We start from the raw sequence: 26,449 nt of genomic DNA, 5'->3' as shown, positions 1-26,449 counted from the left end.
AATCCCCCTACGTTTCATCAATATTGTACCTTCTTAACCCAGGCGCTTTTCGTATCTCATGTCCCCTTCTAGCAAAACATTCATGTGCTGTTTACGATCAATTTGAACTAAATTCAAACACCCTGGATGAATAAACGGTGGATCCCAAAGTTGATCGAGCATTCGGTTGTGAAACCTTTTTAACAATAGTTTTACAATAACAGTATGAGTCACGAGAAGGACATGACCATTCGGATGCTTCTGATACAAATCAGTGAGAAAATCATTCACCCTGCTTTCAACTTCACAAAATGTCTCCCCTCCAGCGGGCTTATAACACTCAGGATTTGACCAAAAGGTTTCAATCCGCTCTTTTGAGTACTTTTTCGCGATCCCTTCCTTTGTCATACCTTCCCATTCACCCAAATGAATTTCACGGAGTCTGCTATCCAATACAATCGGTGTATTTGCACCTTTGTTGATTAATTCGGCAGTCCTTATCGTTCTGCCACTTGGGCTGGAATAGATGGTATCAAGGCGGATATTGGAAAAGTAATGACCCAGGTTACTTGCAGTCTGCTCTCCTTTCTTTGTAAGTGGAGAGTCCTGCCAGCCTTGAAGACGTCCTTCTCTATTCCATACCGTCTCCCCGTGTCGAGTAAAGTACAGTGATAACATAATACCCTCCTATTCGTCTCCTTCTGCCGATAGATATGAAGAGGCCCGACTTGTAGGAATCCAACAAGTCGGTCCAATAACACTTTGACCTATACATGATTGTTTATTTACTAGCTTCCATATGAATCCTCTTCTTCAGTTTTACAAAAGGATAGTTGCTATGATTTGTCTGTTGCAAGAATGCCGCTACCTTCCGATAACCTGCCCGTTCATAGACCGCAATTGCTCTTTCATTAAATGCAGCCACGTTTACGATAAGGCAAGTTGCCCGATAACGATGACAGGCTTCATTGTTGACTTGTTCGACAAATTGTCTTCCAAACCCTTTTCCAGTCAAATCCGGTCTCATACCCAGACTCACTTCCACTTCATTGTTAGCTTTATAGCGAAATGTCGCAAATCCAACTAGCTCGCCGTCCTTATAAGCAACAAGGGTATGCTTCCAGTTAAAAGGGTTTAACCACTCTTCCAAGTCATCCTCATCTTCTGTCATATTGTAAAAATGATAAGGTTCTTCGTACTCCCATTTTGCAATGGCAATCGCGTCATCTTTGGTCATCCAATTCCATTCAAACAAACGAATGCACCTCACTTTTATAAATGACTTTATGTGTATCGTACCATATTTTAGGTGGGTTTTCTTTTATTTAACCGAAAATTCTGATTTCTGTTGTGTAATATATACTACTAATTCTAGAAATGTTGGACAAAGTAGGTAAAAGGAGGTTCGTTTAATGGATGCTACGCTTTTTCTTGAGTACGCTTGGGTGTTACTCGTTTTAATCGGATTAGAGGGAATATTGGCCGCAGATAACGCCCTCGTTCTTGCCATTATGGTTAAACACTTACCTGATAAAGAGCGGAAGAAAGCATTATTTTACGGATTGGCCGGTGCCTTTATTTTTAGATTCCTCTCTTTATTCGCCATCTCATTCCTAGTTAACGTTTGGCAAGTCCAAGCCATCGGTGCTGTCTACTTGCTGTTTATCGCCTTGAACCATATCGTAAAACGGTTTGTATTAAGAAAACGATCTCAAAAGATGGAGAAAGCCGCACAAAAAACAAATGGAGCAGGTTTTTGGCTTACCGTTCTCAAAGTGGAGCTCGCAGATATTGCTTTTGCTGTCGATTCGATCCTTGCAGCGATCGCACTTTCTTTGACCCTCTCTCCTACACCTTTACCGAACATTGGAGAGCTGGATGGAGGACAATTCGCTGTTGTTCTGACCGGTGGTTTAATCGGGGTTGTGATCATGAGGTTTGCTGCTACGTATTTCGTTAGGGTTCTTCATCGACGTCCAGGATTGGAGACAGCGGCCTTCTTAATTGTTGGCTGGGTGGGTATCAAACTTGTTGTTTTCACCCTAGCCCATCCTGACGTAGCAATAATTCCACACTCAGTTCCGGAGTCCACCCCATGGAAAGCCTTTTTTTGGACCGTCTTAGTAGGAATTGCCGTTGGTGGTTGGTTCCTTACTAAAAATTCACCACCCGGACCCGACAACCCAAAAACGGACCGCGCTCTAAAAACCGAAGATAACCTCTTGTAAAATTGTACGGGGTCAGACCCCCGACAATTTGGGTGAAGGGATGCAATTGCCTTGAAGAGAGCTAACTCCGCTAATTTGAAAATAAGTGCCTTAATTACACATTTATCACCTCCAAATGATGAATAAGTACGCCAATCACACAATTATCTCCGCCAATCAAAAAATAAGTGGATGATCCGAAGTCCGAAAGACCTCACAGTTTATTCCACCAGTGAAGCTTCTTGCTTTTAGTCACACACATCCTAACATAAAAAAACCTGAGTTCCTGCAAGAAGCAGGTGCTCAGGTTCATATAAGTGAATCTATTATTCTTGCATCTCTTTATCTAGAGATAAACATTTGAGTCCAGTAGTGACCGTATTGTCCACCTTCAACGTGACCTACACCGATTTCAGTGTAGTTGTTGCTTAGAATGTTTTCACGGTGACCTTGAGAGTTCATCCATGCATCCACAACTTGTTCTGGAGTTTGTTGACCAGCAGCAATGTTTTCACCAGCTGCGTTGTAATCTACTCCATAGCTACGCATCATGTCAAACGGGCTTCCGTGAGTCGGGCTGTTGTGATCAAAGTAATTGTTATCTCTCATGTCAGCCGACTTGTCACGAGCAACATCAGACACGTCTTCTGCAATTTCAAGCTCAGGCAGTCCGCGCTGTGTACGCTCTTCATTTGTCAAACGAACCACTTCTTGTTCAAACTCTGAAAGCTCGCTTGAAGTTTGCTCAGATGTTTGACTTGGTTGCTGAGCTGATTGAGCAGAACCAATTGTGACTTGCTGCCCAGGGTAGATCATGTCCGGGTTATCGATGTCGCTGTTTGCATCGATAATATCAGATAGACTTACGTTGTATTGTTGAGAAATTTTGTACAACGTATCTCCTGATTCTACTGTGTGCGTTGTGCTTGCTTCAGCTGTATTTCCAACAACTAAAGGAGCTGCAACTGCAACAGCCAATACTGAGTAAATGAGTTTTTTTAACATGTACTCAACACCTCCACGGACATCATTATGCCATATTGATTCCTTTTTGTGTGCTAAGGGTAAAGATTTCCAGTGCTTAAAACTTAGAAATCGCGCTAAAGATTGAGATATATTCCATATTTTTTCAGACAAAAACTGAAAAATCATACTTTTGCGACGGACAAAAAAATCATCCGTCATTTAACGGATGATATCTTTAATTTTTAGAATAGCAAACTTTTAGCAGGCACTCGTTCTTCATCATTTTCCGGTTGTATTGTTAATCCTGATTTCATTAAGGCATGTTCAAGGTTGTTCGTTACCGTCATTTGATTAAAGGAGATGCCCAAACTCACAATCGTTTGAGCCAATTCAGGGCGCAATCCGCTAATGATGGCTTTTATTCCGACTATTTTTAGAGCGTCGTTAAGTTGGAAAAGGTTCTGAGCTACCGCTGTATCAATCATATGAACCCCTGACAGGTCAATAATCATATAAGATAACCCAAGCTCTGTTCCTTTTTGCAAAGCCTGATCCAACATTTTCTTTGATCTATAGGTGTCAATGGTTCCAATGACAGGAAGAATAGCAACGTTTCTAGTCAATGGAACAACGGGTACACTGAGTTCGAGGAGCTCGTCTTGAGCTCTTGAGAATGTTTCTTCGTTATATTCCACAAACGCTTGCGTAAAGGAATAGACAGCATGATCAATGAGGGGGTCAAGCCTATCTGACACAGCAAAATAAGCATCAAATCCCAAGGCGAGCTTTTGGAATTCTTCCCTGATAGCTTCATAGAGCACCTTTCTCAGAGGGCTTAATTGGAGAATGGCGGTATCTGCAGAAACCCCGTTTTTCACTGCAGTCTTCCCAGCTTCTTTCCCCCAAAGGTAGACTTGATTTAATTTATCTTCCGACTTCCCGGACTTCAACGCTTCTCCTAACATGATAAAGAAACTTTTACGATATTCATTGGTCTCTTCAATTGTAAGGCCATGATTTGGGCAACTGTTGTAATTCTCATCATGCTCTTCAGAGAGACGAATCGCTATCTCTTCACTTCTCTCAATAATGACCTCACCTATAGTAACCATATGATTTCCGCTCATCATCTTGCTTTCCTCCCGCTTATCTCTTGTGTTGTAAATGGCTAATGCATGCAAACATTACCCGTTTAACATACAGGGATACAGATTTCCTAAACAAATAGAGCCTCATTTCTTCATCATCCCCATTTCTAAAACTTTACCATAAATAAAGGCGTAATAAACCTATTTTTGTAAAACCTAAGCACTAATTTTTTTGGTTATTTTTTATCTTTTTATAGAAGCATGTTTATTCGTTTCATGAAGGGTACGATAGAGGTGACAATCTATTCAATTTGTAGGTCAATAACGATGTATTCACGATCATTTTCACATTTTGGTCTGTATGTGCAATAAGCAAAAGACAGCCTCCATTCTAGGAGACTGCCTTTTATTCTTAACATGAAAATGACAAGATCAACCTCGTATCAAATCCGGTGTAAACCCATCGATACTCTCTAGGTCTCCAACGCCAGCCGGCAACCGATGTTCTACCAATGAACACCGGCCAGAACCAAAAGCGTTGTCCTGTGATTAGCCGAATGTATGTGTATCGGAACAAACATCCTGTTAACGCACCAGGATCAACAGCAAAGACTTGGGCTCCTCCTGGTCCCCCTACTCCTGCAGAAGCTGCTGCAGGACCCGCTTGCATTTGGGTTGGTGGCGAAGATGGTGGCGGCCCCGGTGGTGGTCCCCCCTGGCCTCCTTGCTGCCCTTGACCTGGTGGTGGTCCAAATGGGGGTCCTCCTTGACCTCCTTGGCCCGGTGGTGGTCCAAATGGCGGCCCACCTTGACCTGGTGGCGGTCCAAACGGCTGTTGCTGCCCCCCCGGTCCGAACGGTTGAAATCCTCCTGGACCAAACTGTTGCTGTTGCCCACCTTGACCCGGTAGCAAAAATGAATAAATGCCACCAGGGAACTGTCTGTCATCGTTGTACACATTACCCTCCCCTTTCACATCGCTCTTCATTAGATTATGTGAGGAAAAGAAGAAGGTGCTTGCCTATCCACGCTAACGCTCTCGATCAATCGGCGAACGTAAGCGGTCGTCATGGTAATCGAACGCGAAAGATCCGTCAGGTCCACGAACGCAATAAAAAACATCTTTTATTTCATATCCACGTTTACGAACTTCTCGTTCCAGCCACTCTTTAGAAAGTTTAATATCTCTCAAGTTATTTTCGATTACTTTACCGTCCATAATTAACTCCACTGGGAACAAACTTGAGTTATCATTTTTCCTCATTACAGACAAATGTCCGTCCGGTTCAAGCACAGCATAGTCAACTTCATTTATATCAAAAATGTTTTTCTCCCTTAACGATTGATTCAACGAGTCCATATTGAATTTCTGTTTTTTCATATTACTCTCAAGAATTTTCCCATTCTCAATAAACATCGAAGGCTCCCCGGAAAACCACTTTCGAACCCCTCTGTTCTTTAAAGAAAGATAGGTTGTTGAGTATCCAATTCCTCCAATAATCAATAAAGCTATAAACGAATGCCAATAGCTCACCTGCGTATCAAATGCAAGATTTGCTCCAATTGCCCCCATCATCACGGCTGTAATAAAATCATGATTCGTCATCTGAGAGAGGGTCTGTTTCCCGAGCATGTTATTAATCACCATTAAGATGGTATACGCACCAAAACTACGGATGACTACTTCAACAATTCCCGAGTCCATTTCGTTTCTCCACCTTACTCTGTCGATTCGGTTATGTTTTCCAATTTCTATCTTATTATCCATGAACAAATTAAAACGCCCCTCAACGAATTGAGGAGCGTCCATGTTACACATCATCTTGTTCAGTTAAAATAACAGGACCGTCTTTTGTAATGGCAAGTGTATGTTCGTACTGAGCAGACAAAGACCCATCCACAGTTCTAGCTGTCCAGCCATTGGAGTCCATTTGAGATCCCCATACCCCAATGTTAATCATCGGTTCAATCGTAATGACCATTCCTTCTTTTAATCGAAGTCCCCTGCCTTGAACACCGAAATGTGGAATGTTCGGTTCTTCATGGATGGTTGGTCCTAAGCCGTGTCCGGCAAAATCACGAACGACAGAGTAGCCTTTTGCCTCAACATAGGATTGAATCGCATGCCCAATATCCCCAAGCCGCTTGCCTGGCTTTGCTTGGCGAATCGCTCGATATAACGATTGCTTCGTTACTTTGCACAGTTCTTCAGCCTCAGGAGATACCTCACCAACGGTATAGGTCCAAGCAGAGTCTGCCAAACCACCGTTTAAATTCACGACGCAGTCAATGGTTACGATATCTCCATTTTTTAGTGGTTGTTTTCTAGGAAAGCCGTGGCAAATTTCATCGTTTATTGATGCACACGTAGCATAAGGGTAATCATGAAACCCTTTTTGCTCCGGTGTAGCACCGTGTTTAGCTAAGTAATCTTCTACGAATGCATCAATCTCCATCGTTGTCACACCTGGTTTAATCATCTTTGCAACTTCTTTATGGCAGCGGGCCAACAGCTTTCCCGCCTCATGCATTAACTTGATCTCACGCTCTGTCTTAATTGTAATCACTCGATGCGCTCCTTCCAAACCATTCTGAATATCTACCTTAAATAATGACACTCACCAACATTTTGTGACCGATATTTATCATATCAATTGTGGGGAGGTCGGGCAAATTACTGACCTTCGCATTCATTGCGATTTATTGCACCTTGAGAGCAGACGCTCCACCGATCAATTGTGACAATCCCTTCTTTTTTGTATAATTCACCAGTATAATATACAGTATTTTTCTCAATTCCACATTCTTCGTTGGTGGTGTTGATACCTTCAAAGTCCCCAATTAAGTCTCCTTCAACACAAATCGCACCTTTTAAATCCCATTTAGCTCCTTGACTGACATAGAAATCACCAAAGATATTCACTTCTTTAATACCTACTGCTGAAGTTTGGATCTCTTTATTCACTTTTAGATCACCATTTATATTTAATATATTATTATTCCCTACTATCTTTAGTGTATTGACTTGGATTGGCCCTCTCAGAATATCTGGTGGTGGATGGCCGTTGTTGTAAAGTAATTGATCTATAACTCCTTTTCCTTTAAATCTTTTACCTACTTCTTCTGTCTGGACTTTATGAAGCATTAATATCTCTTCTTGGTTAGATTTATACCCTTTATAAATACCCTTAGTACTATATCTAATATTCAAAGTATTATCTGCAACTAGTGAAATATCTTCTACTATAACCTCGTAGGATTGATCATTCAAACTTCCTAATAAAACCTTATAGTGTTCTTTAAATGTTGTGTTAAGAACCTCTAATAGGTCTTTTGCTTCAAGGGATTGCCCTTCTACCTTACTAACTATAGATGATCTAAAATGCTTCTGTCCTAGAAAAGCATTATTACTTGCTATCACCTTCTCCTCCGCCCTCTGCCCCTGCACGTGACTCCCCATCACCTGATTCACCAACGCAACTGACATCAAGCCAATAACAACAATCGTAAGTAACACAACAATTAACGCAGCACCTTTTTCGCTATTAAGATTCTTCATTCCGCACCTCACTCTCTGTTAAGTAGTCAAACGTTTCGATTGTAACGGAGCTACTAGGAGAACCTTCTTTTAACACCACTCTTAATCTAACTAGAGCGACATCCTTTTCTTGTTCGTTTTGACACATGGACGTCTCAACGAAATACCGTTTATTGTTGTTCAAGATATAGAACGAACCTTCGTCAGTAAGATAAGTGCTATTCCCATCGAAAACCTCAGAACCTGAAAATTCATAAGGAGAATCACATTGAATGTTATTAAATGGCACTCCAGTTTCTTTAACATACTTCTTCAGATCATTCATCACCACTTGTGCCACATTCACCGCTGCCACCTGCGTATCTGCCCTTTGGTTAAACAGTGCTGCTTGAGTGAAAAAAGAAAAGAAGATCACCACGACGATCGACAAGATGGATAGAGAAACGAGTAATTCGATCAGCGTAAAACCGCGCTCGTTATCTAACCTTTTATTGTTTTTAGCCATTTCGCTCACCATTTTCCTATGATTTCCTATATACTAAATATAGTATAAAACTCACAAAAAGTAAGGTGATATGATGAAAAAGATAAGAAATTTGAACCAATCCGGCGTCACCTTAATCGAATTATTAGCATCGTTAGCCTTATTCGGCGTGATTGGGGCGATCGCATTCACATTTTTAATTCAGGCAAACCTGTTTAATGAGCAAACCTCCGATAGTATCTCTCTTACACAAGAGGCTAATTTAATCATTTCAGACCTTCGCAATGTTCATCAAAATGAACACGATGATGACTCATACGAATTATGTCTAGAATCAAACCAATTATCTCTTTTACAAAATAATCAAACCAGAACCATCACACATGTTCCTTTTCGTTCATTTGTTGTTTTTTCCGAACAGCTTGTCTCAATAAAAGGTAATAAACAGTGTCAAGAGATTAACCGATTACAACCCTTGCCACTTTCGTTCACAATAGTAAACAGTGATGAAGCTGAATATGAGCTACAAACAGTGATCCCTACTCGAAGTAATACCTTTGTTCATAAAACAGACAATGGGAGCCCTGCACTGGATGAAGAGGTTCTTCCTCCAGAGGTAAGCGAATTTGGAAACCAAATTGAGTTCACAACAGATAGTGCACCTAAGGAGAACAACCCTATTAGATCTTGTAGGTTTCCATTTAGTGGTTGGAGCTCCCAAACCACGTTGGATCACTCAACAGGTAAAGTTTGTATAAATCCTGGGATAGATCAAGGATCAGCGCTCTTCATTAACGACCTTACACTGAACACCGACACCAGTCTTTCTTTAGAAGAAGACTTTTTTACGAACGGGAACTTAAGATTAGATAGAAACAGTTCCCTTTTTGCAAAGAGGAACATTTATTCAGGTAAACATATTCATACTTTTAGCAATAGTGAAATACAATCTTTAGCCCAGTTAAGTGTAGTAGGGGACGTAACTATGCATAATGAATCAAAGATCTTAATAGGCACTCGTTCATCCATATCGGGTAGTTTAAACCAGTTTTCAAATACAATATTTAAGACAAAAACATTAATGATTGGTGGAGATTTTTTCCCTCAAAACAATTCCTTTTTAAATGTGGATGAATCAATGATCGTTAAAGGAAATGGTAAGTTCCATGATAGTTCTAAGACACAGATTGGTGGTGATCTTACTATTGATGGCGGCCTTCACTTTCAAGGTACGTCACAAGTACTAGTCGGTGGTGACATGAAAGTACGCGGAAACGTCACACCTAATTGGAAACCAGATTCAAAGATTTGCGTTAATGGCACCATTGATTTCGAGGATAAAGTTCACTCTTCTATTACTGTTAAGCATGCAAATTCTTGTGCAGGACAACCGAGTGGTTCCATTTATGTATTGAATAATTAAATGTGTTTTTATATGCTAAACTATCCTCAAACACATAAATAAAGGAGTACCATTAATGATCAGACTCGACTACTTTACTGAAGAAGACTTTGATACGTTAATCCAGCACGTTAACGGAACATCTCCTTCTTTTTTCATGCAATGGAGTGGTCCAACATTTACGTTTCCACTCTCAAGAGAACAACTCCTAACCTACATAGAAGGAGCCAATAACCCTGAATCAAAGAACCACATATATAAACTTACGTTGCTCAAAACAAATAACACTGTTGGTCACCTAGCCATCCGTAACATCGACCATTTTCACGGAGGTGCCCGCCTAGGAAAAGTTCTGATCTTCCCTGAGTACCGCGGCAAAGGGTATGGAAAGATAGCTATTAGACGAGCTATCACAATAGCTTTTGAGGAATTAAACATCCACAGGCTTGCCCTGGGTGTATTTTCTTTCAACAAACTGGCCTTTCAGCTATACAAGGAAACAGGCTTTCACGAGGAAGGGTATTTTCGAGACTTCAGAAGAGTTGGCGATCAGTATTGGGATATGTATGAGATGTCCATGCTTAAAACCGATTACGAACGTTTGAGTAAATAAAAAAACGATGGACATAGTTGGATGCTATGACCATCGTTCTTTTATTTTTTCGCCACCATAAACATGTAATCCCCTTTGCGGCTGTCAAAAGGTGCCGTTCGTTCCTGAAATGTTCCGTCCTCCAAGTCATTCTTTAACATTGTAAGCCCTTTATCCAACTCTTCATCTGAAATGAGGTTTGAAAAAGCGCTAATGCCATTTCGAACGTCAGGATCAAGGTACATCTTTGGATCATCTTTTCCAACATATAAGAATGCATCTTCCAAAGAAGGTTGGACAAGGAAAGACTCTGACCCCTGAAAAGTAAAGCCTGCCTTCTTTAATGCTTTAGCAATCTCTCTTATAAGAGGCATTTGTCCCATAGCTGCTTTCATCATTTCAGGGAAATACGCGTTCAGCCAATACCGTTGCATCTGCTCTGAACCAGACGTAAAGATAACAAACCGAGACCCTGGCTTTAAAGAACGATAAACATTCGCGAAACTCTCATATAAATGATCAAAATGATGAACGCCTAATACGCATGTTGCACCTTCAAATTGTTCTTGAGGCAAATTGTATTGTTTTACATCTCCACAAAACCACTGAATCGTATCACTTTTTTGTCTTGCTTGGTCAAGCATTGTTTCAGAAAGATCCAAACCACTCATGGTGTATCCTTTTTCTTCAAGAGATACTGTATAATTTCCGGTTCCGCACGCTACATCCAAAAGCTTCGCTTCTTTTGTAGGCAATTGCAATAAGTAAACTAAGCGATTGACAATTTCAGCATCCGCTTTTCTAGAAATATCATATGTAGACCCAATTTGATTGTATAGAGCCACGCTTTCTTCACTCCTCCAATATAAAACTCTATTTCATTATATCGGAGTTTCCCTTTTAAGAAAGAGAAAAGTGAAAATACGTTGGAGGAAAACGTTTACAGTGTTATGAAAGAATAATATTCCACTCTTTATCATAATCTCGATAAACTCCCATGATTCACTCAATTTCGTCAGAAAAAATGCGAATAATAAAGGTTTTTGTCACATTTATCATTACATTAATGGCGTTTATGTTAAATCAGATTTCATCAATTACAACTATATTTCAATTCCTTTAAGTAACGCTTTATCCATTGCTTTTGTATCGGTGGGGTTGGTAGTATTGAACTCGTTAGCGAAGATCACTTATCAACTAAGGAGGCTGACATATGAAAAGCTTTGGTTTATCAAAACTTAAAACACTAGGCTTACCAATAATCGCAGCAGGTGCATTATTCTTCGTATCACCAGCGATCAGTGAAGCTGGAAGTGAGAACAACTTAGGAGATAGACTTCTATTAGAAGGCAAAGAAAACTCCCAAGTTGAAGAACTTCAAGAATTACTTCATGAGCGCGGATACTTAGAGCAAGATGCTATAGACGGAGTTTTCGATCCAGCAACTAAAGAAGCAGTAGTAGAATTCCAAACGGATTCTAACATTTTAGTAGATGGACTTGCAGGTGTTCAAACTGTAGGTGCATTATCCATTCTACGTGAAGGTGACGAAGGACAAGCTGTAGCTGCCCTTCAAGAAAGCTTGCAAGAGCTTGGATATTTTGAATCAGAAGTAGATGGAGAATTTGATCGTGGTACACATGATGCGGTTAAAAGCTTCCAATCTGCAAAAGAGATTTTAGTTGACGGTTTAGCAGGACCTCAAACATACGGCACATTACATGTTGCCCTATCTGGTTCTAACGAAACACAAGCTGAAGCACCAGCTCAAGAAGAAGCAACTGAAGAAGAAGCAGCTTCTGAAGAACCAGCTCAAGAAGAAGCAACTGAAGAAAAAGCAGCTCCTGAAGAACCAGTTCAAGAAGAAGTAACTGAAGAAGAAACAGCTTCTGAAGAACCAGCTCAAGAAGAGTCTACTCAAGAAGAAGCAACTGAAGAAACAAGCACTGATTCTTCTGAGAGCTCAAACGAAGAGTCCTCTTCTGAAGTACAATCTGTACTAGAAATGGAAGCAACTGCATACACAGCATACTGTGAAGGTTGCACAGGCATCACTTATACCGGACAAGATCTTCGTGCTAACCCGGACAAAAAAGTAGTTGCCGTTGATCCTGACGTTATTCCACTAGGTTCTACAGTTTATGTTGAAGGTTATGGCGAAGCAGTAGCTGGAGACATCGGCGGAGCAATCAAAGGCAACCGCATCGATCTTCACATGGCTACTAAAGATGAAGCACTAGAATTCGGTCGTCAAACTGTAGAAGTAAAAGTACTTGAAACTAACTAATCTATGAAACTATATAAGAATAAAGAAGCAGACGAGCTCGCAATGAGTTCGTCTGCTTTTGTATTATTTAATTATCCTCTGTGTACAATTCCTAAACGTTCTTTTTTCTTGATTGAAAGAAAAGAGCTGTGAGAAGGATAATCAAGCCCAGTCTTCCTATGAATCGAAGCACTTCCGAATCATATACATGAGCCGCTACCAGCGATGCCAAAAAACAAGCTCCTCCAATGACGTACAAAGGATTGTAGTCATTCTTACCAAGCATGTTACGATATGTTCCCGCTTAGTGAAAGAAGAAGGACGGCACATATAATCGGGATGGCATTCACAAGAGAAAAACCAATATACAAGAACGTTTGTATTGGTTGCTTGAACGCGCGACCATTTTCACTTTCCCATGCCCCTCTTGCAATCATAAACGTGATCACCATTCCAATTAACGCCATCGTTACAATTAAAATGATTGGTAAAGTGACACCAGACAAAGCCTGCCCATCTGCATTAAAAAGTACAAAAACAATAGCAATGATAATAGGCGCCTCTAGTATTGCAACTTGGATAAAAAACTTTGTTTGTAACTTTTTGAAGTCTTCTCTCCCCACTTCCCCACGAGTAACTGGGTTCATCAGTTTACTGAAGACAACTAAAAAACCGACGATAAATACGAACGTAGCTCCAACGAATACTAATTCCATCTTCCTTATCTCCTATTCTATCTTATTCTATTTATGTAATCCGGTAACAAACCGGATCCTTCTATTATAACAAATACTGGCCTGATGAATGGGTCTGCCCTCTACTATCATAACGAGTTTTAGACCACATAAAAGCGTACTGGAGAAAAAGGTAGCTGTAAAGGATTAACCAAATTCATCCTGAGATCTCATCAAGCCCCGGGTTGTGACACTCATCATCCAAATGAATAGGATCCTCACCTCCACCACTGACCGCAGAGTTGGATTGGCCACTCACTTTACAAAGTTGGTATACTTCACCGGTCGACTCCATCTTTACATAGTGGTAACCAAAGTCAGGTTCATTCTCAAAAAACACTTGAATATGTGTACGATAGACGTCTGCAAGCGTGCTGCCGTCTCTAACCCTCATATAGTCTGCAACATCCTCATCTTCATAACCTTGGCCTTCTAAATACAAAAACACATCTTGCTCTATTTTATAATTGGTAATCGGATTACCGTTCAAGTTCAAGTACACAATTAACGGAGGAATAAGCAAAAACAAAGTGACAAGAAGCATGGCAAACGTGACAGACGGCTTGCTATTCATAAATGTCCCTCCCGGAAAAATCACTAATCAACTGGTCTCATTTTCCATTAATTCGATTGTAACATAGAAGAGAGACAAAAAAAGACAAAAATGGCTATTGATTTTAGTAGTCGTAGCCTCGCATAGGATTAGTGGCAGTTGAACTGTGCACCGACCTTTTCTTTATTTTGCTTACAAGAAACTCCAGCCTGAAAATAAATCAATTTTTTTTGATTAAACGCTTGCAACTTCATTTATTTTCCATTATGATTAATCCATCAAGAAAAGTTGATGAAGGAGTGTTTACAATGAGCCGAACACTGTCTGAAGAGCAATTACTCGGAAACACGTCATTTAAAACGTTTGAGAAACAATTTAAGGCTTTGGCCGATGAAAAAAGATTAGAAATTTTGTCCTTGCTTTCAAATAAAGGGGAAGTGTGTGTGTGCGACTTGCAAGATCACATGAACATGCCACAGTCAAAACTCTCCTACCACCTAAAGCTTCTTTTGGATGCCGGATTTGTTACAAGAGAAAAAAGAGGCACATGGAATTATTACAGTAGCAACCGCTCGGAGTTATCCAAGCTTTTATCAGAAGAACTTTGTTGTATACTCCGTCCTGCAGATTAATAAACAGGGCGGCATTTAATATCAATTTTTTTTGATTTAATAAATCAATTTTTTTTGATAAATAAACCTGAAAGCAGGGATTATTATGCTTGAAACACTCAAAAGCTTTTTGTACATCGCTACTCAACTCACTGTATTGTTTGTTGCTATCTCGTTTGCCCTCTACTTCATTCAAGCTCGCATTCCTTATGGTAAAGTCGAGCTCTGGTTAAAGCGAGCCAATCCGATTAAAGCAAGCCTCTTAGCTGTATTTTTTGCCTTTATTACACCTTTTTGTTCCTGTTCCACAATTCCGGTCATCGTCAACCTCCTTAAAAATCACGTCCGTTTTGGTATAGTCATGGTGTTCCTGTTCGCTTCTCCCCTCCTCGATCCGACTATCCTAACTGTGATGGCTGTTATTATGGGGTGGAAAGTGGCTCTTGTTTACACAATGGTAACGGTTGTGTTTTCGATCATTATAGGACTCACATTGGAGCGCTTTGGCTTCGCTTCATCTTTAAAGAATGTGGTGATGGAAGGTTTCAATCCTGACCAATCTCAGCACGTTTCGTTTAAAGGTGCTGTTAAAGAAACATGGCACATGATGAAAAACGTCTATCCTTACTTACTTATTGGAGCCGCCATTGGGGCCATTATCCATGGATTAGTCCCTGCTCACTTTATTGCGACTCATTTGGGAGGAGACGCTTGGTGGCTCATCCCATTGGCTGCAGTCCTTGGTATTCCTCTCTATATTCGCTTAGCAAGTATGGTCCCCGTCTCACAAGTGCTTATTGCCAGTGGCATGGCAACAGGTCCTGTTATGGCTATGCTCATCAGTTCTGCCGGAGCCAGCCTCCCGGAGCTGGTTTTACTTAAGTCCATTTTCAAAAAGCAACTGATCGCAGCATTTGTAATCTCAGTTCTAACCATGTCGACCGTTTCAGGATTTATATTTTATTTCATTTAATCACGCTCATGTAAAGGGAGGTGAGACCATGCTTAAAAAACTCTTTTCTTTTTCCAAAAAAGAGGGTAAACAGTCCTGCTGTTCAGTTAAAATTTCAGAAGTGAAAAGCAGCGAGAACAAGAATTCAAAACAATAAGTAGTGATTGTACTCACGTGATCATTAAAAACAAATGCCCGGCAGGAATTCTTTCTCCTACCGGGCAAACACATGTTAACAACAAGAATCCAAACCGTGCAGCACAATGCTTCTTGAGCCCTCGCGCTCTTCAAAATCGAGAGTAATGTTTTCTGTTTGATCTTTTATCGTAGGGTCAATGGCTACTTTAACCCCGTTCACTTCACTCACATGATCCTTTGGTTGAGCTTCCTCTAATCGCACACCCATTTGTGGCGTGCCACAACCCATTCCCGCAAAGAAAAAACGGACTGTCTCCACGTCTTTTCTGCTCATCATTTCTTGTAAAAACTGCTTTGCTTCGTTTGTAATTTGCATGATTACCGTACCTCTTTTCTAAACATCGTCATCAGTGCGTTCGTTCCTGTCAGATCTTCTGTAAACCATGGTAACACCACTGTATTTTTGTTTTCCTTAAGGGAGCGGTCAATCCATTGCCTTTCCGAAGAAGCACGGGCCAGTAAAAGGGGATGTTTCGTATGGGTTTTTGCCATACTTTGATTAACAATCCACCAAGCAGGTGTAATTCCAGCCCGCTTTAAATCGCCTTGGAGTCTGGACGCTTCCAAAACAGGCGTCGCTTCCGGCAGTGTGACGACGGCAACAAAAGTTTCGTCCCTGTTTCGTAATCGTGGAAGAAGCTTTCGAACCGAATGTGGTACTTCACCAGTAGATCGCTCAATTTCTTTATTATAAGAAGAACTAGCATCCAAAAGTAACAGAGTATGTCCCGTTGGCGCCGTGTCAATGACCACAAACTCTTGGTCCGCTCGTTCAACCACGTTTGCAAACGCCCGAAAGACCGCAATTTCTTCCGTACACGGAGATTCAAGGTCTTCTTTTAAATAAGCAAGGCCTTTTTCATCCAATTGAGTAGCAGATTGAGCAAGAACTTCTGCTCGATACTTCTCTACTTCTTTTTGAGGATCGATGGTACTTACGGTTAACTGGTCTGATAATCCTTTATCTTCAATCACATGGTGGAGGTGAGCTGCCGGGTCGGTTGTAGTAAGGTGAACCTTCTTTCCTTCTGAGACCAAACCTAATGCAATGGCAGTGGCCATCGTCGTTTTACCGACACCGCCTTTACCCATCGTCATAACAACTCCTGATTGCTTGGGCGAAAGATCGTGAATAATCCGGTCAAGCCCAGGTAACGAAGGCGTTCCCTCATCCGAAGCTAAAGGAGGAGATCCCTCTTCGTCCCCTTTCAGGAAACGACGTAAAGCATCCATTCCAGTCAATGGATACGCAATATAAGGAAGTTTAAATACAGGGAGGTCAATGAACTTTTCTTCAACCGGTTTTAAGGCGATCTGCTGTTTTGTATAAAAAGCGTGTGCAATTGGATCATTAGACTTCTCTTCAAATAAACCATTTAGTAACAGTCTTTGGTTTGTAAGGCCTATTTCTTTTAATTCCTCTGCCGTTCTTCCCGCTTCTTGAATCGATGATCGATCAGGCCGGGTCACAAGGATCAGCGTTGTTTGATTATCATCTGACAGGGCTTCAACGGTGTTTTCGTACAACGCTTTTTTATCACCTAGTCCCGAGAGAGGTCCAAGACACGATGCACCATGGGTACTCTCATCCAAGAAACCTGACCAAGCGGCAGGCAATTGAAGTAGTCGCAACGTATGTCCCGTAGGAGCTGTATCAAAAAGGATATGGTCAAAAGAGTCGACCACTTCTTTTTTTGTAAGGAGGGAAGCAAATTCGTTAAAAGCTGCAATCTCAACAGTACAAGCTCCTGACAGTTGCTCCTCCATTTGATTTACTACTGCTTCAGGTAACTTGTTTCTGTATGGTCCTACGACACGTTCCCTGTAGTCAAAAGCTGCTGCTTCCGGGTCAATATTAACCATGAACAGCCCATCCACCTCAGGAACGCTTATCGGTTTTAAGCTCGCATCCATTCCGAATACGTCTTGAAGATTTGATGCAGGGTCCGTACTTACAAGTAACACTTTATTTCCTTTATCCGCAAGGCCGACTGCCGTGGCACTTGCCGTTGATGTTTTACCCACACCACCTTTACCTGTAAAAAAGAGAAATGGTGTTGTTGAAACCGCATCAATTGAAAAGTCGGTATACATTCGATCTCCCCCTCTCCTTAAAAAAGCGTCAGGTCGTCTGATTCTTTCTTTCTCGGTTGCAATTCGTCTTTATCAATCCCTGTCCATAAAGCCAGCTCTTCGTTAGTCGGATAGGAACCTACTTTCTTTACCTCTCCGTTTACGATGACGGTAGGTAAGGCATCCGTACTTTTTTTCTCAAGCAATTCTTGTACAAGCGCTTCATCAATAAATGCTTGCGGTTCGTTACCCAAATTGTAACGTTTCACATCCATATTTTTACTTTCAAGTAAAAATAACGCATTTGCTACCCGAGTAAGTTCAGGGTCTACAACAGGACCACACACGCCTGTTTCACAACACATGGCAGGATCAAAAATTCGAATTTTAGTCACTTGTACACACGTCCTTTCTATAAAAAAAGCCGGAAATCTCCCGGCTTCTTTTTATTATTCACCTGTTTCATAAAAGCGCTTGATACGCTCACCAATTTCATTTCTAACCCGTTGGAACACAGCCCACTTTTCTTCATCTGTTCCTTCTGCTTTTGCAGGATCATCGAAGCCCCAGTGAACACGGTCTTTGTTCGGTGGCGTTGCAGGACAAACGTCGTTTGCATGTCCACAAAGAGTAACCACAAGATCCGCACGATCCAATAGTTCTTGATCAATCGTATCGGACGTTTGGTCCGTAATATCAATATCTACTTCATTCATCGCTTTTACTGCTTTAGGATTTACACCATGTGCCTCAATCCCCGCAGAATAAACGTCGTATTTATCACCTAAATAGTGTTTTCCCCACGCTTCTGCCATTTGGCTTCGGCAAGAGTTTCCTGTACATAGGAAGTAAATGATTGGTTTTGTCATCGTAAAAACTCCTTTTCCAACTGAAATTGGCTCTTTCGAACTCATTATATAATCAAACAGTTATATAATCAATGATTAATATGTTATTTTTTTTATATAAATCAGTCTTTTGGCTATGGATGTAGTTTAAACAAATTACATAATCATCATGCCCATATGGGCGCGACAGAAACCTGATTATGCAATGTGGTCAACTCACGTCCTCTTATGTAAAATTGTCGAAGTCGAAACATGTCGATTGACGGTGAAAATCATTATCATCTATAATATAGAATATAAGTTTTACCTTTTTAAACATGCACATGATATACAGCAAGCCGTTTATAAGAAAAAGAGAATCCAAGGTCTGTTGTGCATGAAAAGGCTTTAAGGAATCGTTTGTACAAAAATCTCGAATCATTACGATAAGAAAGGATGATTTCTGTGATTAAGACATCTATGACGTTTCTAATTGATCAAAATAAAGAAGAACTTATGAAAAACGAACAAGAACTTTCCAAAATTGAGCGTCGCCTTGACGACAAGCTCGCAAATAAAACGAGCAGTAAGCCCGGAAAAAACAAACGATCTCATTAAAGACATAAAAAGGATGACCAACCTTTAAAGCGAAGGGAGTCATCCTCTTTTTATGTCCTACTCCATACCCATAGCTCATACATATGTACTAAAGGTGTGTGAGAACGATGGCATTAGCGACACTTATGATTTGCTTATTGATCGGCTTTGACGGACTCCTTTGGGGAGCCATTCTAGGATATAAACGAATCTATTTCCCAATTGGCCAGCTCATCTTCCTCTCTATCGGAGTGGGATTTGTGTTCTTTTTTACGTATCTAATCGGTGCCTCCATCGGATTCGAAGGTTCAACTCGCTTTTTAAATCAAGCTTCCGGTTTGGTTTTTTTAGGCATCGGCCTTTTTCAACTCACTCACTCCGGTGGATTCATGTTCGGCCGCCTGGTTCGTAACCTTTTTATTGTCGTCAACATCGACAATATCGGTTACGGCGTCATCTCCGGTGTCCAAGACATTCATCCCCTTACAAGCATTCTCGTAGCCGTTAGCTTCTTCGCCCTCTTTATCACAGGCATCATCATCGGACACTCCGCCCGCTTTCAATTTCTGACCAAGAACAAAAAAGTTCTTCCCCCGCTCGTTCTCATTTCCATCGGCATTTACAAACTCTTTTTAGGCTGATCAAAAAACAAATAGGCAAGTACGTCAGGGAGCCGATCTTTCCAAGCTTTCTCATGGTGCTTGCCTCCTTCCACAACCTCGTAGCGACAATTCCTCACTTTCCTCTTCACCTTGTCGTAAACACGATCACTAGCTTCCAAATAAACATCCGGTCCAACAGTCGCTGTAACCTCTTCTGTCCCGGTGTCCATATACCATCTTTTGATCTGACTCAAATCCGAAGCCGACACAAGTTCCTCAACCTTGTCCTGATTAAACCAGAAAGCCGACGACAAACAGGCCACTCTCGAAAACATCTCCGGGTATGCACATGCGGCATAAGTTGAAATATGACCACCCATGGAACTGCCTGCCAACCCTGTTACATCTCGGTTCGTCCGATACTTTTCATCGATCAACGGTTTCAATTCGTTTACGAGAAAGTCAACATACGCCTTCCCTTCCCCGCCAATTACACCAGGCACACCGAACAACACCTGGCCAATCGTCTCATTTCCCCAAGGATCGTATTCATCAGATCTCTTAAAACCTTCATGATTACAATCGACGCCCACCACAATAATATCAATCCCGACCTTCATCAAAGCCCCTTCCACGTCCCAACATACTCCGAAATTCGCTTCCTCATCCCGAAAACAATTCTGGCCATCATGTATGTACAACACCGGATACACCTTTAAAGATGTTCCATACCCTTCTGGCAATAGCACCCGCACCGTCCGTTGTCGCCCCAAGCTTCTCATAAACACGTCAAAAGTTTCGTACACTACCAACACCTCATTATCTTTTTTTACAAACCCTTAACAAACCTCCGGCCAAGCTATGATATAATAACGCTGATTCTGACATATAGGAGAATACTTATGCACTTAAAAACACTACTCGAAATCTTACTCGTTTCAACAAGGCTTGGATTCACCTCATTCGGAGGTCCCGTCGCCCATTTAGGATACTTTCATAATGAATATGTAAATAGACGCAATTGGCTCGACGACAAAGCCTACGCCGATCTCGTCGCCCTCTCCCAATTCATTCCCGGTCCCGCAAGCAGCCAAGTAGGCATCGGAATCGGGCTCATACGCGGCGGTCTACTCGGAGCCTTTATCTCCTTTCTCGGCTTTACGTTACCATCCGTTCTTGCATTAATGGCCTTCGCCACCATCCTTCAAACGTTTGACATCAGTCAAGCCGGATGGATTCACGGTCTCAAACTCGTAGCCGTAGCCGTCGTCGCACACGCCATCCTCGGTATGGGGCAAAAACTCGCCCCCGACCGAACACGAGCCACAATCGCCATCACCACCCTAATGGTATTGCTCGTCTGGCAGACCGTCTACAGCCAAGTCCTGCTCATCATCCTTGCTGGAATCGCCGGACTCCTTATTTTTAGGAAAAAGAAAGACGAGAATCCCCCTGACATGGGGATCAAGCTCAGCTACCGCTTCGCATCACTCTGTCTCGTTGCCTTTTTCTCTCTTTTGGTCCTTCTCCCGGCCCTAAGGAATGTGTTCACCTCAGACCTGTTTGCCCTCTTCGACAGCTTTTACCGCGCAGGAGCTCTCGTTTTTGGTGGCGGACACGTCGTCTTACCGATGCTTGAGCGAGAAGTAGTACCAACAGGAATTGTCGGCGCAGAAGACTTTCTCGCGGGATACGGAGCAGCCCAAGCCGTTCCAGGCCCACTGTTTACGTTCGCTTCTTATTTAGGGACGATCGCAAACGGATGGGTTGGCGGCCTTGTCGCAACCATCGCGATCTTTTTGCCCGCCTTTTTATTGATTTTGGGCACTCTGCCATTTTGGAACGTCATTCGCAAAAACCCAACGATCCAAGGAGCATTACTTGGAGTAAACGCAGCCGTAGTCGGCATCTTGGCCGCTGCCTTTTACAACCCAATTTTCACAAGTGCCATCACATCGTCCGTTGATTTCGCTTTGGCCGTAGGAATGTTCGGCCTTCTCGTCTTCTGGAAAGTCCCTGCCTGGATGGTCGTCATTGTTGGCGCACTTGGTGGAACGCTCATCTTTACGTTCTTATAAACGTGTCACTCCCTCAACTGATGTGGTTGAGGGAGTTTTTTGATGGCGCGTGGGTGGTGAGAGGTAAGGTTTCATTATATATTCGGATTATTCATTATAAATCAATGACGATTCATTATATATTGAAAAGGTTCATCATAAATCCTCCAACATTCATTATATCCTCTGAAACATTCATTATAAATGTGTCCCCCCCTTTAAAACGAGCTACAAATCATCCCTACGCCAAGGGAGACTTGAAAAACCTGCGGTAATAGACCGCTTGCCATTGATGGTAAGCTTCCCTTTCAGCCAACCTGTAATATTCATCTGAATTTTCCGCCTCTGCTTCTTTTAGTCTACGATAGTGGTCCACAGCCGACGAATGAGCAGCATACTGCATAAACGCCTCTTCTGGATTCATGCAAGGCACCTCACTTTTTCATAGCCTATGCAAAAAAGAAGCCAGCTGATTCAGCTGGCTTCCTTCTCAATGCTTATATCCCTTTATAGATAGAATCCTTTACTCGATCGTAAATGACTCATCCAAGTGCTCGTGAAGCTCATCATTCTCAATATGAATCACAACGTGGTAATCGCCTGCTTCATCAAATTCGTGATTCGCAGTATAGTTACCATTACCTTCGTCATCCGCGTCAACCCACGTTCTCACTTCGTCCCCATGTTGCCAAATTTCAAGCTGAACACGTGCGTCTTCCAAACCTTCTCCTTCTTCCGTGATCGTCAGTTCAATCTGCGCATCTCGCTCAAGATCATCAAAGTTGCTTTCCACTTCAACAAGTTCAGAATGATGGTGATGACCTGGTTCAGATTCATGACCATGGTCTTCGTGGTCGTGACCTTGCTCCTCTTCCGCCTCATGGTAGTGCTCGTCAGGATCTACATCCCCAATGACCAGTTCGTGAGTTGGCATCACATGCATACCATGAGCCGTGACATGAGGGATGACAAAGTAAATGCCCTCTTCTTCAAACGTATATGAAGCAGAATAAACACCATCATTTACTTCTTCATACTCAAGCATATCACTATCTTCCTTTTCCCCTTGCTTCCATACTTCAAAAACCACTTCATCCGCATTGTTTACCGGATCCCCCTCTTGACTCACTAGGGCTTCCAACGTCCAGTCACCAGGGTCTCCTTCACTATCCATCGTCACTTCTACATCAATCGGTCCGAGATTATCTAAAGGATCCGAGCTTTGTGTATCTTCCTCATCCTGTCCACCGCAAGCGACTATGAACACGCTCATTAGTGTAACGAAAAAAACCTTTTTCATCTCTTAACTCCCTTTCTATACAACGATCACTTGTTTATCAAACAAACTGTCGCCCCATTGCTTCAAATTTTTGAAGCCAACATAATTACACTACTTGATTATAGATTGATTGTATGATGCTCTCAAGTGAGAGTATGTGACTTTTTGTGAAAGATGATGAACAATGACAAGCGTATCACTTATCACGTTTAAAAAAAAAGAAGCCCCTTACTCCTGGGCTTCTATCACATAAATCCTTAGGTATGTTAAAACACATCACCTATGCACGCAACTCTTCAGCTGCACCGTTCAACTTTTTATATGTATCCAAAAACTCCTTATACGACCTCCCAAGACCCTTTGGCAGATCATTCAAGGGAAAATACGAGAGGGATTTCGTTTCTATTCCGTCTACTTTCAAGCTTCCTTTTGCCTTGCCTGCAACATAAACAGCCGTTACAGAATAAAACTCATCTCCGTTTGCTACTTTTAAGTAATACTTTTCACCTGAGAAAACATGGACGAGTTTCAATTCGGATACCCTTAGGCCCGTTTCTTCCAGCGTTTCACGTGCTGCCGTCTCTTCTAAACTCTCACCAAGCTCCATCAAGCCACCTGGCAATCCCCAGCTCATATCCGGCCGTTGCTGAAGAAGTACTTCCTTTTCCTCATTTAAAATAATGACAACTGACCCAGGCAAAATTAAAGGCCGGTTGCCCACGTATTTTCTCATTTCACTAAAGTAACTCATTATTAATTGAACCTCACAATCTTTTTTATTGTGTCATTTCATCGACTAATTGTTTGTAAACCTCTTCAATCTCTTTTTCCACATCTTCCTTGGACTCTCCTTCAGGATGAAAAAGCGTTCCTTGGTAAAGGGCTTCATCAATACGAATGTAGAAGGACAAAAACGTGTCTTCACCGCTAACAATAGTATTGTACTTGATCTTACTCTCATCAACTTCAAAGCTTTCTTTGTATTCAATTGTAACGTCTTCGGTCATTTGAGAAAGGACAAGTCCATAATCTGGCCATTCTTCATAAGGTCCATACACGGTTTTCAGGTCAAATTCTTCATCTAAGGCTTCCTCCAAATCTAGTAAGTCCCAATTCCGATCTACATCCTCTTGATTTGTATAGTAAATATCAATTCGGTTGGCCTCACCTTCATACGGTGCCACATCTATCTTTGTAATCACATACCCTTCCAACTCGGGAATTGTATATGTAAACGTTACGTATTCATCAAGCATATTTTTATTTACTTGGGATTCGACTTGATTGGAACAAGCAACGATGAAGAAACACATGCCCACTATGAGAAACCCTTTCATCATCACGCTCTCTCCTCACATCATTTATTGTCACGTTAAGAACACTTTACTAGAAAAAAGAAAGGATGCCTTATTTGACACCCTATTCCTGTATTCAATCCAAAGAGGGTGACTTCCTCCTTTTATAAAAACATTCTGGCGATGAAAAAAATCACACAAAACATGGCACTAGCAACTGACAACAACGACCCGAAACACTTTACCCATAAGTGAGGGATTTGTTGAATAAAAAGGGCAAACGTCCAAGCCGCACTCGGGTAAAGCCACCACAACGGAGCATGATCGATGCTCGGAAAATAGCCCCATAGACCAAGGAAAGCAAAAGAAATTACAACGAGAAGCGTAATCACATTCAGTCTCATGCTGCATCACTCCCCTTCTTCGTTACCTCACTATATGCGCAAATCTTGTACACTATTATGGAGCTCGGAAAGGGAAATTTTGATTTAGAGGTACTGTGGTGTGGATGTTCTTATTGGTCTTGGAATTCACTTGAGCACATTTGCAATTGTTCATCACTTTAGTCGGTTTATCAATCACTTTTGAGGTTTATCCATCACTTTCAGTCGGTTATCAATCACTTTTCAGATTTATCCATCACTTTAATCCTCTTATCAATCACTTTTCAATTTTGTCCATCACTTTGATCCATTTATCCATCACTTTAAAACTCTCCTTATCCCCGATCCACAACGCCAAAAGAAATAGAGTCACATCACACCATGCGACTCTATCAACCTACCTTTATTGATTTAAATAGTCTACTAAAAACCCTTCACGATCGGTGTGTGTAAACAAGAGATCAATCCCGATATAGGATGCCACGGCTGTGATCAAACACCAAACTGTCAAGCTTCCTACCATCCAAGTAGCCATGCGTTTTTTGGTTCCGCCAAAGCTCATTCCCATCAAAGCTGCCAAGTGACTTCCGATAAAGAACGGACCGGCGACTGCAAGACCTGGCAATCCAAATCGATTCCATACTTTTTTCGCACGACCTTCACGCTTAGACTCTTTGTTTTTGCCTTTTGCCTCTCTTCTTCTTTTTTGCCAAGCTTGAATATGGTTAATTAATAAAATGACTAGGAGTACGGTAACAACATTGCCTAAGAGAGCTAAAACAGTGACGGGAACGATGTGCAGGCCTGCTGCCACACCTAGTGGGATCACGGCAATCATCTCAAAAAACGGGGTAGCAGCCAACAAAAACACAACAACGTACGCAATAAAAGTAGTCATTCTTCAATTTCCTCCTGGTCATTTAAGTATTTTCTCGACTCGTACCAGTAAATCCCGTACTGAGTCACTCCTAAAACAAATAATACAAACAGCGGCATGGCTTCAATGTGTCTAAACACAGCAACTAGCACTAGTCCGAGGGGGATCGCAAAGTAAAAGAAAATGTAAACTTTACGCGTCGCTTGGAATGTGACCCACTGCTGCCCTTCGTCCTCTTCTTTCAATTCATATGGCGTCCAGCTTTTCCAGCTGATTCTACGTTCAGGACTTCGTTTGTTATGGATGATGATCATAATTAAAAAGATAAATGTCCACAAAAAGAAAACTAGTACCACTGACTGCTCAACAACGTTTGAAAGATTTCCGTAATAAATGGACCAAAGCATAGTCACTGCGAAAAATAACGAAATCATTATTGCTAACGGAGATCGTATCACTTTTTCTAACATCCTACTCTTCCTCTCCTTCAAGCCAAAATATCTCATCAATCGATGTTTCGAATGTTTTAGCCATTTTAATGACAAGGGTAATGCTTGGTGCATAGTCCCCCTTTTCAATCAAACCGATCGTCTGCCTTGTAACGCCGATCTTTTTGGCTAGATCTGTTTGCGTTAAGTTAAACCTGGCCCGTAGTTCTTTTACACGGTTTTTTAACATAGGCATTCCTTCCTTTTCCAACATCTTACTACTAATGTACGCGATTAAAAACAAAATGTAAAGGATATATTGCATTTTGCAATAAATATTTTGCAAATGGTTTTGTATTAAATGTAAATTAACCGTCATTTTGTGCGTTTAACTTCCTAACGAAGGCGTGACACCGCCTTTTCGGATTTCAAAAAAATCATCCTTTTAGAAATCCATGTTT

At 41.5% G+C, this 26,449-nt stretch carries 34 protein-coding genes; 9 read left to right on the top strand and 25 right to left on the bottom strand.

What is annotated here, in order from left to right; genetic code table 11:
- Window positions 1-33 precede the first annotated feature (33 nt).
- Window positions 34-657 (bottom strand): histidine phosphatase family protein, encoded by a 624-nt coding sequence (locus G476_RS0104305; RefSeq protein WP_026688995.1) that lies wholly within the window; start codon window positions 655-657, stop codon window positions 34-36.
- Between the two features lie 103 nt (window positions 658-760).
- Window positions 761-1,234 (bottom strand): GNAT family N-acetyltransferase, encoded by a 474-nt coding sequence (locus G476_RS0104300; protein ID WP_026688994.1) that lies wholly within the window; start codon window positions 1,232-1,234, stop codon window positions 761-763.
- Window positions 1,235-1,391: 157 nt separating this feature from the next.
- Between G476_RS0104300 and G476_RS0104295 the strand changes: the two genes are divergently transcribed.
- Window positions 1,392-2,207 (top strand): TerC family protein, encoded by an 816-nt coding sequence (locus G476_RS0104295; RefSeq protein WP_026688993.1) that lies wholly within the window; start codon window positions 1,392-1,394, stop codon window positions 2,205-2,207.
- Window positions 2,208-2,528: 321 nt separating this feature from the next.
- Here G476_RS0104295 and G476_RS0104290 read toward each other — a convergent pair whose 3' ends face one another.
- The 7 genes from G476_RS0104290 to G476_RS0104260 all read right to left on the bottom strand — a co-directional run bounded on the left by G476_RS0104290 (window position 2,529) and on the right by G476_RS0104260 (window position 8,283).
- Window positions 2,529-3,191, bottom strand: a complete 663-nt coding sequence (locus tag G476_RS0104290; protein WP_026688992.1) for a CAP domain-containing protein — start codon at window positions 3,189-3,191, stop codon at window positions 2,529-2,531.
- A 203-nt stretch (window positions 3,192-3,394) separates the two neighbouring features.
- Window positions 3,395-4,282: an STAS domain-containing protein gene (locus G476_RS21220; protein WP_051314646.1), complete on the bottom strand. Its 888-nt coding sequence runs from the start codon at window positions 4,280-4,282 to the stop codon at window positions 3,395-3,397.
- Window positions 4,283-4,652: 370 nt separating this feature from the next.
- On the bottom strand, window positions 4,653-5,153 hold the full coding sequence (locus tag G476_RS0104280) for a hypothetical protein (protein WP_035186641.1): 501 nt from the start codon (window positions 5,151-5,153) through the stop codon (window positions 4,653-4,655).
- A gap of 117 nt (window positions 5,154-5,270) precedes the next feature.
- Window positions 5,271-6,008 carry a DUF421 domain-containing protein gene (locus tag G476_RS0104275; RefSeq protein WP_245579627.1) on the bottom strand — a complete coding sequence of 246 codons (738 nt, stop codon included), beginning with the start codon at window positions 6,006-6,008 and terminating at the stop codon, window positions 5,271-5,273.
- Window positions 6,009-6,051: 43 nt separating this feature from the next.
- Complete coding sequence (gene map, locus G476_RS0104270) at window positions 6,052-6,807, bottom strand: type I methionyl aminopeptidase (protein WP_026688989.1); 756 nt, start codon at window positions 6,805-6,807, stop codon at window positions 6,052-6,054.
- Between the two features lie 107 nt (window positions 6,808-6,914).
- On the bottom strand, window positions 6,915-7,799 hold the full coding sequence (locus tag G476_RS0104265; protein WP_026688988.1) for a type II secretion system protein: 885 nt from the start codon (window positions 7,797-7,799) through the stop codon (window positions 6,915-6,917).
- Window positions 7,786-8,283 carry a type IV pilus modification PilV family protein gene (locus tag G476_RS0104260; protein WP_169720871.1) on the bottom strand — a complete coding sequence of 166 codons (498 nt, stop codon included), beginning with the start codon at window positions 8,281-8,283 and terminating at the stop codon, window positions 7,786-7,788. Before G476_RS0104260 ends, G476_RS0104265 begins: the two co-directional genes overlap by 14 nt.
- A 70-nt stretch (window positions 8,284-8,353) precedes the next feature.
- Here G476_RS0104260 and G476_RS0104255 point away from each other — a divergent pair, with 70 nt between their 5' ends.
- Both G476_RS0104255 and G476_RS0104250 read left to right on the top strand, forming a co-directional pair.
- Entirely contained in the window at window positions 8,354-9,685 is a 1,332-nt protein-coding gene (locus G476_RS0104255) for a PulJ/GspJ family protein (RefSeq protein ID WP_084405595.1), read from the top strand.
- 55 nt (window positions 9,686-9,740) lie between these two features.
- Entirely contained in the window at window positions 9,741-10,277 is a 537-nt protein-coding gene (locus tag G476_RS0104250) for a GNAT family N-acetyltransferase (RefSeq protein ID WP_026688985.1), read from the top strand.
- A gap of 41 nt (window positions 10,278-10,318) precedes the next feature.
- On the opposite strand, the gene G476_RS0104245 is transcribed toward G476_RS0104250, so the two are convergent.
- Window positions 10,319-11,101, bottom strand: a complete 783-nt coding sequence (locus G476_RS0104245; protein ID WP_026688984.1) for a class I SAM-dependent methyltransferase — start codon at window positions 11,099-11,101, stop codon at window positions 10,319-10,321.
- 368 nt (window positions 11,102-11,469) lie between these two features.
- Here G476_RS0104245 and G476_RS0104240 point away from each other — a divergent pair, with 368 nt between their 5' ends.
- Window positions 11,470-12,543 (top strand): peptidoglycan-binding protein, encoded by a 1,074-nt coding sequence (locus tag G476_RS0104240; RefSeq protein WP_026688983.1) that lies wholly within the window; start codon window positions 11,470-11,472, stop codon window positions 12,541-12,543.
- Between the two features lie 266 nt (window positions 12,544-12,809).
- Here G476_RS0104240 and G476_RS0104235 read toward each other — a convergent pair whose 3' ends face one another.
- Both G476_RS0104235 and G476_RS0104230 read right to left on the bottom strand, forming a co-directional pair.
- Window positions 12,810-13,238, bottom strand: a complete 429-nt coding sequence (locus tag G476_RS0104235; RefSeq protein WP_026688982.1) for a hypothetical protein — start codon at window positions 13,236-13,238, stop codon at window positions 12,810-12,812.
- 175 nt (window positions 13,239-13,413) lie between these two features.
- Window positions 13,414-13,830 (bottom strand): hypothetical protein, encoded by a 417-nt coding sequence (locus G476_RS0104230; RefSeq protein ID WP_026688981.1) that lies wholly within the window; start codon window positions 13,828-13,830, stop codon window positions 13,414-13,416.
- 287 nt (window positions 13,831-14,117) lie between these two features.
- On the opposite strand from G476_RS0104230, the gene G476_RS0104225 reads away from it, so the two are divergent.
- Together G476_RS0104225 and G476_RS0104220 are read left to right on the top strand one after the other, a co-directional pair.
- Window positions 14,118-14,441: an ArsR/SmtB family transcription factor gene (locus G476_RS0104225; RefSeq protein WP_051314644.1), complete on the top strand. Its 324-nt coding sequence runs from the start codon at window positions 14,118-14,120 to the stop codon at window positions 14,439-14,441.
- Between the two features lie 85 nt (window positions 14,442-14,526).
- Window positions 14,527-15,393: a permease gene (locus G476_RS0104220; protein ID WP_026688979.1), complete on the top strand. Its 867-nt coding sequence runs from the start codon at window positions 14,527-14,529 to the stop codon at window positions 15,391-15,393.
- Window positions 15,394-15,604: 211 nt separating this feature from the next.
- Here the strand turns inward: G476_RS0104220 and G476_RS0104210 are convergent, their stop codons facing one another.
- The 4 genes from G476_RS0104210 to arsC are packed head-to-tail and all read right to left on the bottom strand — an operon-like array spanning window position 15,605 to window position 18,512.
- Window positions 15,605-15,886 (bottom strand): iron-sulfur cluster assembly accessory protein, encoded by a 282-nt coding sequence (locus G476_RS0104210; protein ID WP_026688978.1) that lies wholly within the window; start codon window positions 15,884-15,886, stop codon window positions 15,605-15,607.
- A 2-nt stretch (window positions 15,887-15,888) separates the two neighbouring features.
- Complete coding sequence (gene arsA, locus G476_RS0104205; RefSeq protein ID WP_026688977.1) at window positions 15,889-17,664, bottom strand: arsenical pump-driving ATPase; 1,776 nt, start codon at window positions 17,662-17,664, stop codon at window positions 15,889-15,891.
- Between the two features lie 17 nt (window positions 17,665-17,681).
- Window positions 17,682-18,038 (bottom strand): arsenite efflux transporter metallochaperone ArsD, encoded by a 357-nt coding sequence (arsD, locus tag G476_RS0104200; protein WP_026688976.1) that lies wholly within the window; start codon window positions 18,036-18,038, stop codon window positions 17,682-17,684.
- A 54-nt stretch (window positions 18,039-18,092) separates the two neighbouring features.
- Window positions 18,093-18,512, bottom strand: coding sequence for an arsenate reductase (thioredoxin) (gene arsC / locus G476_RS0104195; protein WP_026688975.1), 420 nt, complete (start codon window positions 18,510-18,512; stop codon window positions 18,093-18,095).
- Between the two features lie 423 nt (window positions 18,513-18,935).
- Here arsC and G476_RS23475 point away from each other — a divergent pair, with 423 nt between their 5' ends.
- Together G476_RS23475 and G476_RS0104185 are read left to right on the top strand one after the other, a co-directional pair.
- Complete coding sequence (locus tag G476_RS23475; RefSeq protein ID WP_245579626.1) at window positions 18,936-19,088, top strand: FbpB family small basic protein; 153 nt, start codon at window positions 18,936-18,938, stop codon at window positions 19,086-19,088.
- 107 nt (window positions 19,089-19,195) lie between these two features.
- Complete coding sequence (locus G476_RS0104185; RefSeq protein WP_026688974.1) at window positions 19,196-19,708, top strand: hypothetical protein; 513 nt, start codon at window positions 19,196-19,198, stop codon at window positions 19,706-19,708.
- Here G476_RS0104185 and G476_RS0104180 read toward each other — a convergent pair.
- A complete protein-coding gene (locus G476_RS0104180) occupies window positions 19,687-20,475 on the bottom strand; it encodes an alpha/beta hydrolase (protein WP_026688973.1) in 789 nt (262 codons plus the stop codon). The genes G476_RS0104185 and G476_RS0104180 overlap by 22 nt on opposite strands.
- A 96-nt stretch (window positions 20,476-20,571) precedes the next feature.
- On the opposite strand from G476_RS0104180, the gene chrA reads away from it, so the two are divergent.
- A complete protein-coding gene (gene chrA, locus G476_RS0104175; RefSeq protein WP_205620290.1) occupies window positions 20,572-21,747 on the top strand; it encodes a chromate efflux transporter in 1,176 nt (391 codons plus the stop codon).
- 220 nt (window positions 21,748-21,967) lie between these two features.
- Here the strand turns inward: chrA and G476_RS0104170 are convergent, their stop codons facing one another.
- From G476_RS0104170 to G476_RS0104135, 8 genes are all read right to left on the bottom strand, one after another.
- The gene (locus tag G476_RS0104170; protein ID WP_026688971.1) at window positions 21,968-22,150 is read right to left on the bottom strand and encodes a hypothetical protein; all 183 of its coding nucleotides are present in this window, start codon (window positions 22,148-22,150) and stop codon (window positions 21,968-21,970) included.
- Between the two features lie 99 nt (window positions 22,151-22,249).
- Entirely contained in the window at window positions 22,250-23,026 is a 777-nt protein-coding gene (locus tag G476_RS0104165; RefSeq protein ID WP_026688970.1) for a FixH family protein, read from the bottom strand.
- Window positions 23,027-23,285: 259 nt separating this feature from the next.
- On the bottom strand, window positions 23,286-23,756 hold the full coding sequence (locus tag G476_RS0104160; protein ID WP_026688969.1) for an NUDIX hydrolase: 471 nt from the start codon (window positions 23,754-23,756) through the stop codon (window positions 23,286-23,288).
- A 25-nt stretch (window positions 23,757-23,781) separates the two neighbouring features.
- Window positions 23,782-24,345, bottom strand: a complete 564-nt coding sequence (locus tag G476_RS0104155) for a hypothetical protein (protein ID WP_026688968.1) — start codon at window positions 24,343-24,345, stop codon at window positions 23,782-23,784.
- Between the two features lie 119 nt (window positions 24,346-24,464).
- A complete protein-coding gene (locus tag G476_RS0104150; protein ID WP_026688967.1) occupies window positions 24,465-24,704 on the bottom strand; it encodes a hypothetical protein in 240 nt (79 codons plus the stop codon).
- A 382-nt stretch (window positions 24,705-25,086) separates the two neighbouring features.
- Window positions 25,087-25,581, bottom strand: coding sequence for a small multi-drug export protein (locus G476_RS0104145; protein WP_026688966.1), 495 nt, complete (start codon window positions 25,579-25,581; stop codon window positions 25,087-25,089).
- Window positions 25,578-26,030, bottom strand: coding sequence for a hypothetical protein (locus G476_RS0104140; protein WP_026688965.1), 453 nt, complete (start codon window positions 26,028-26,030; stop codon window positions 25,578-25,580). The genes G476_RS0104145 and G476_RS0104140 overlap by 4 nt, the downstream gene beginning before the upstream one ends.
- A gap of 1 nt (window position 26,031) precedes the next feature.
- Complete coding sequence (locus G476_RS0104135) at window positions 26,032-26,238, bottom strand: helix-turn-helix transcriptional regulator (RefSeq protein WP_026688964.1); 207 nt, start codon at window positions 26,236-26,238, stop codon at window positions 26,032-26,034.
- Window positions 26,239-26,449: the final 211 nt, after the last annotated feature.

The sequence above is a fragment of the Alteribacter aurantiacus DSM 18675 genome (genome assembly GCF_000429705.1).
Lineage (GTDB): Bacteria > Bacillota > Bacilli > Bacillales > Salisediminibacteriaceae > Alteribacter > Alteribacter aurantiacus.
This window is presented reverse-complemented; position numbering and strand designations above follow the sequence as displayed.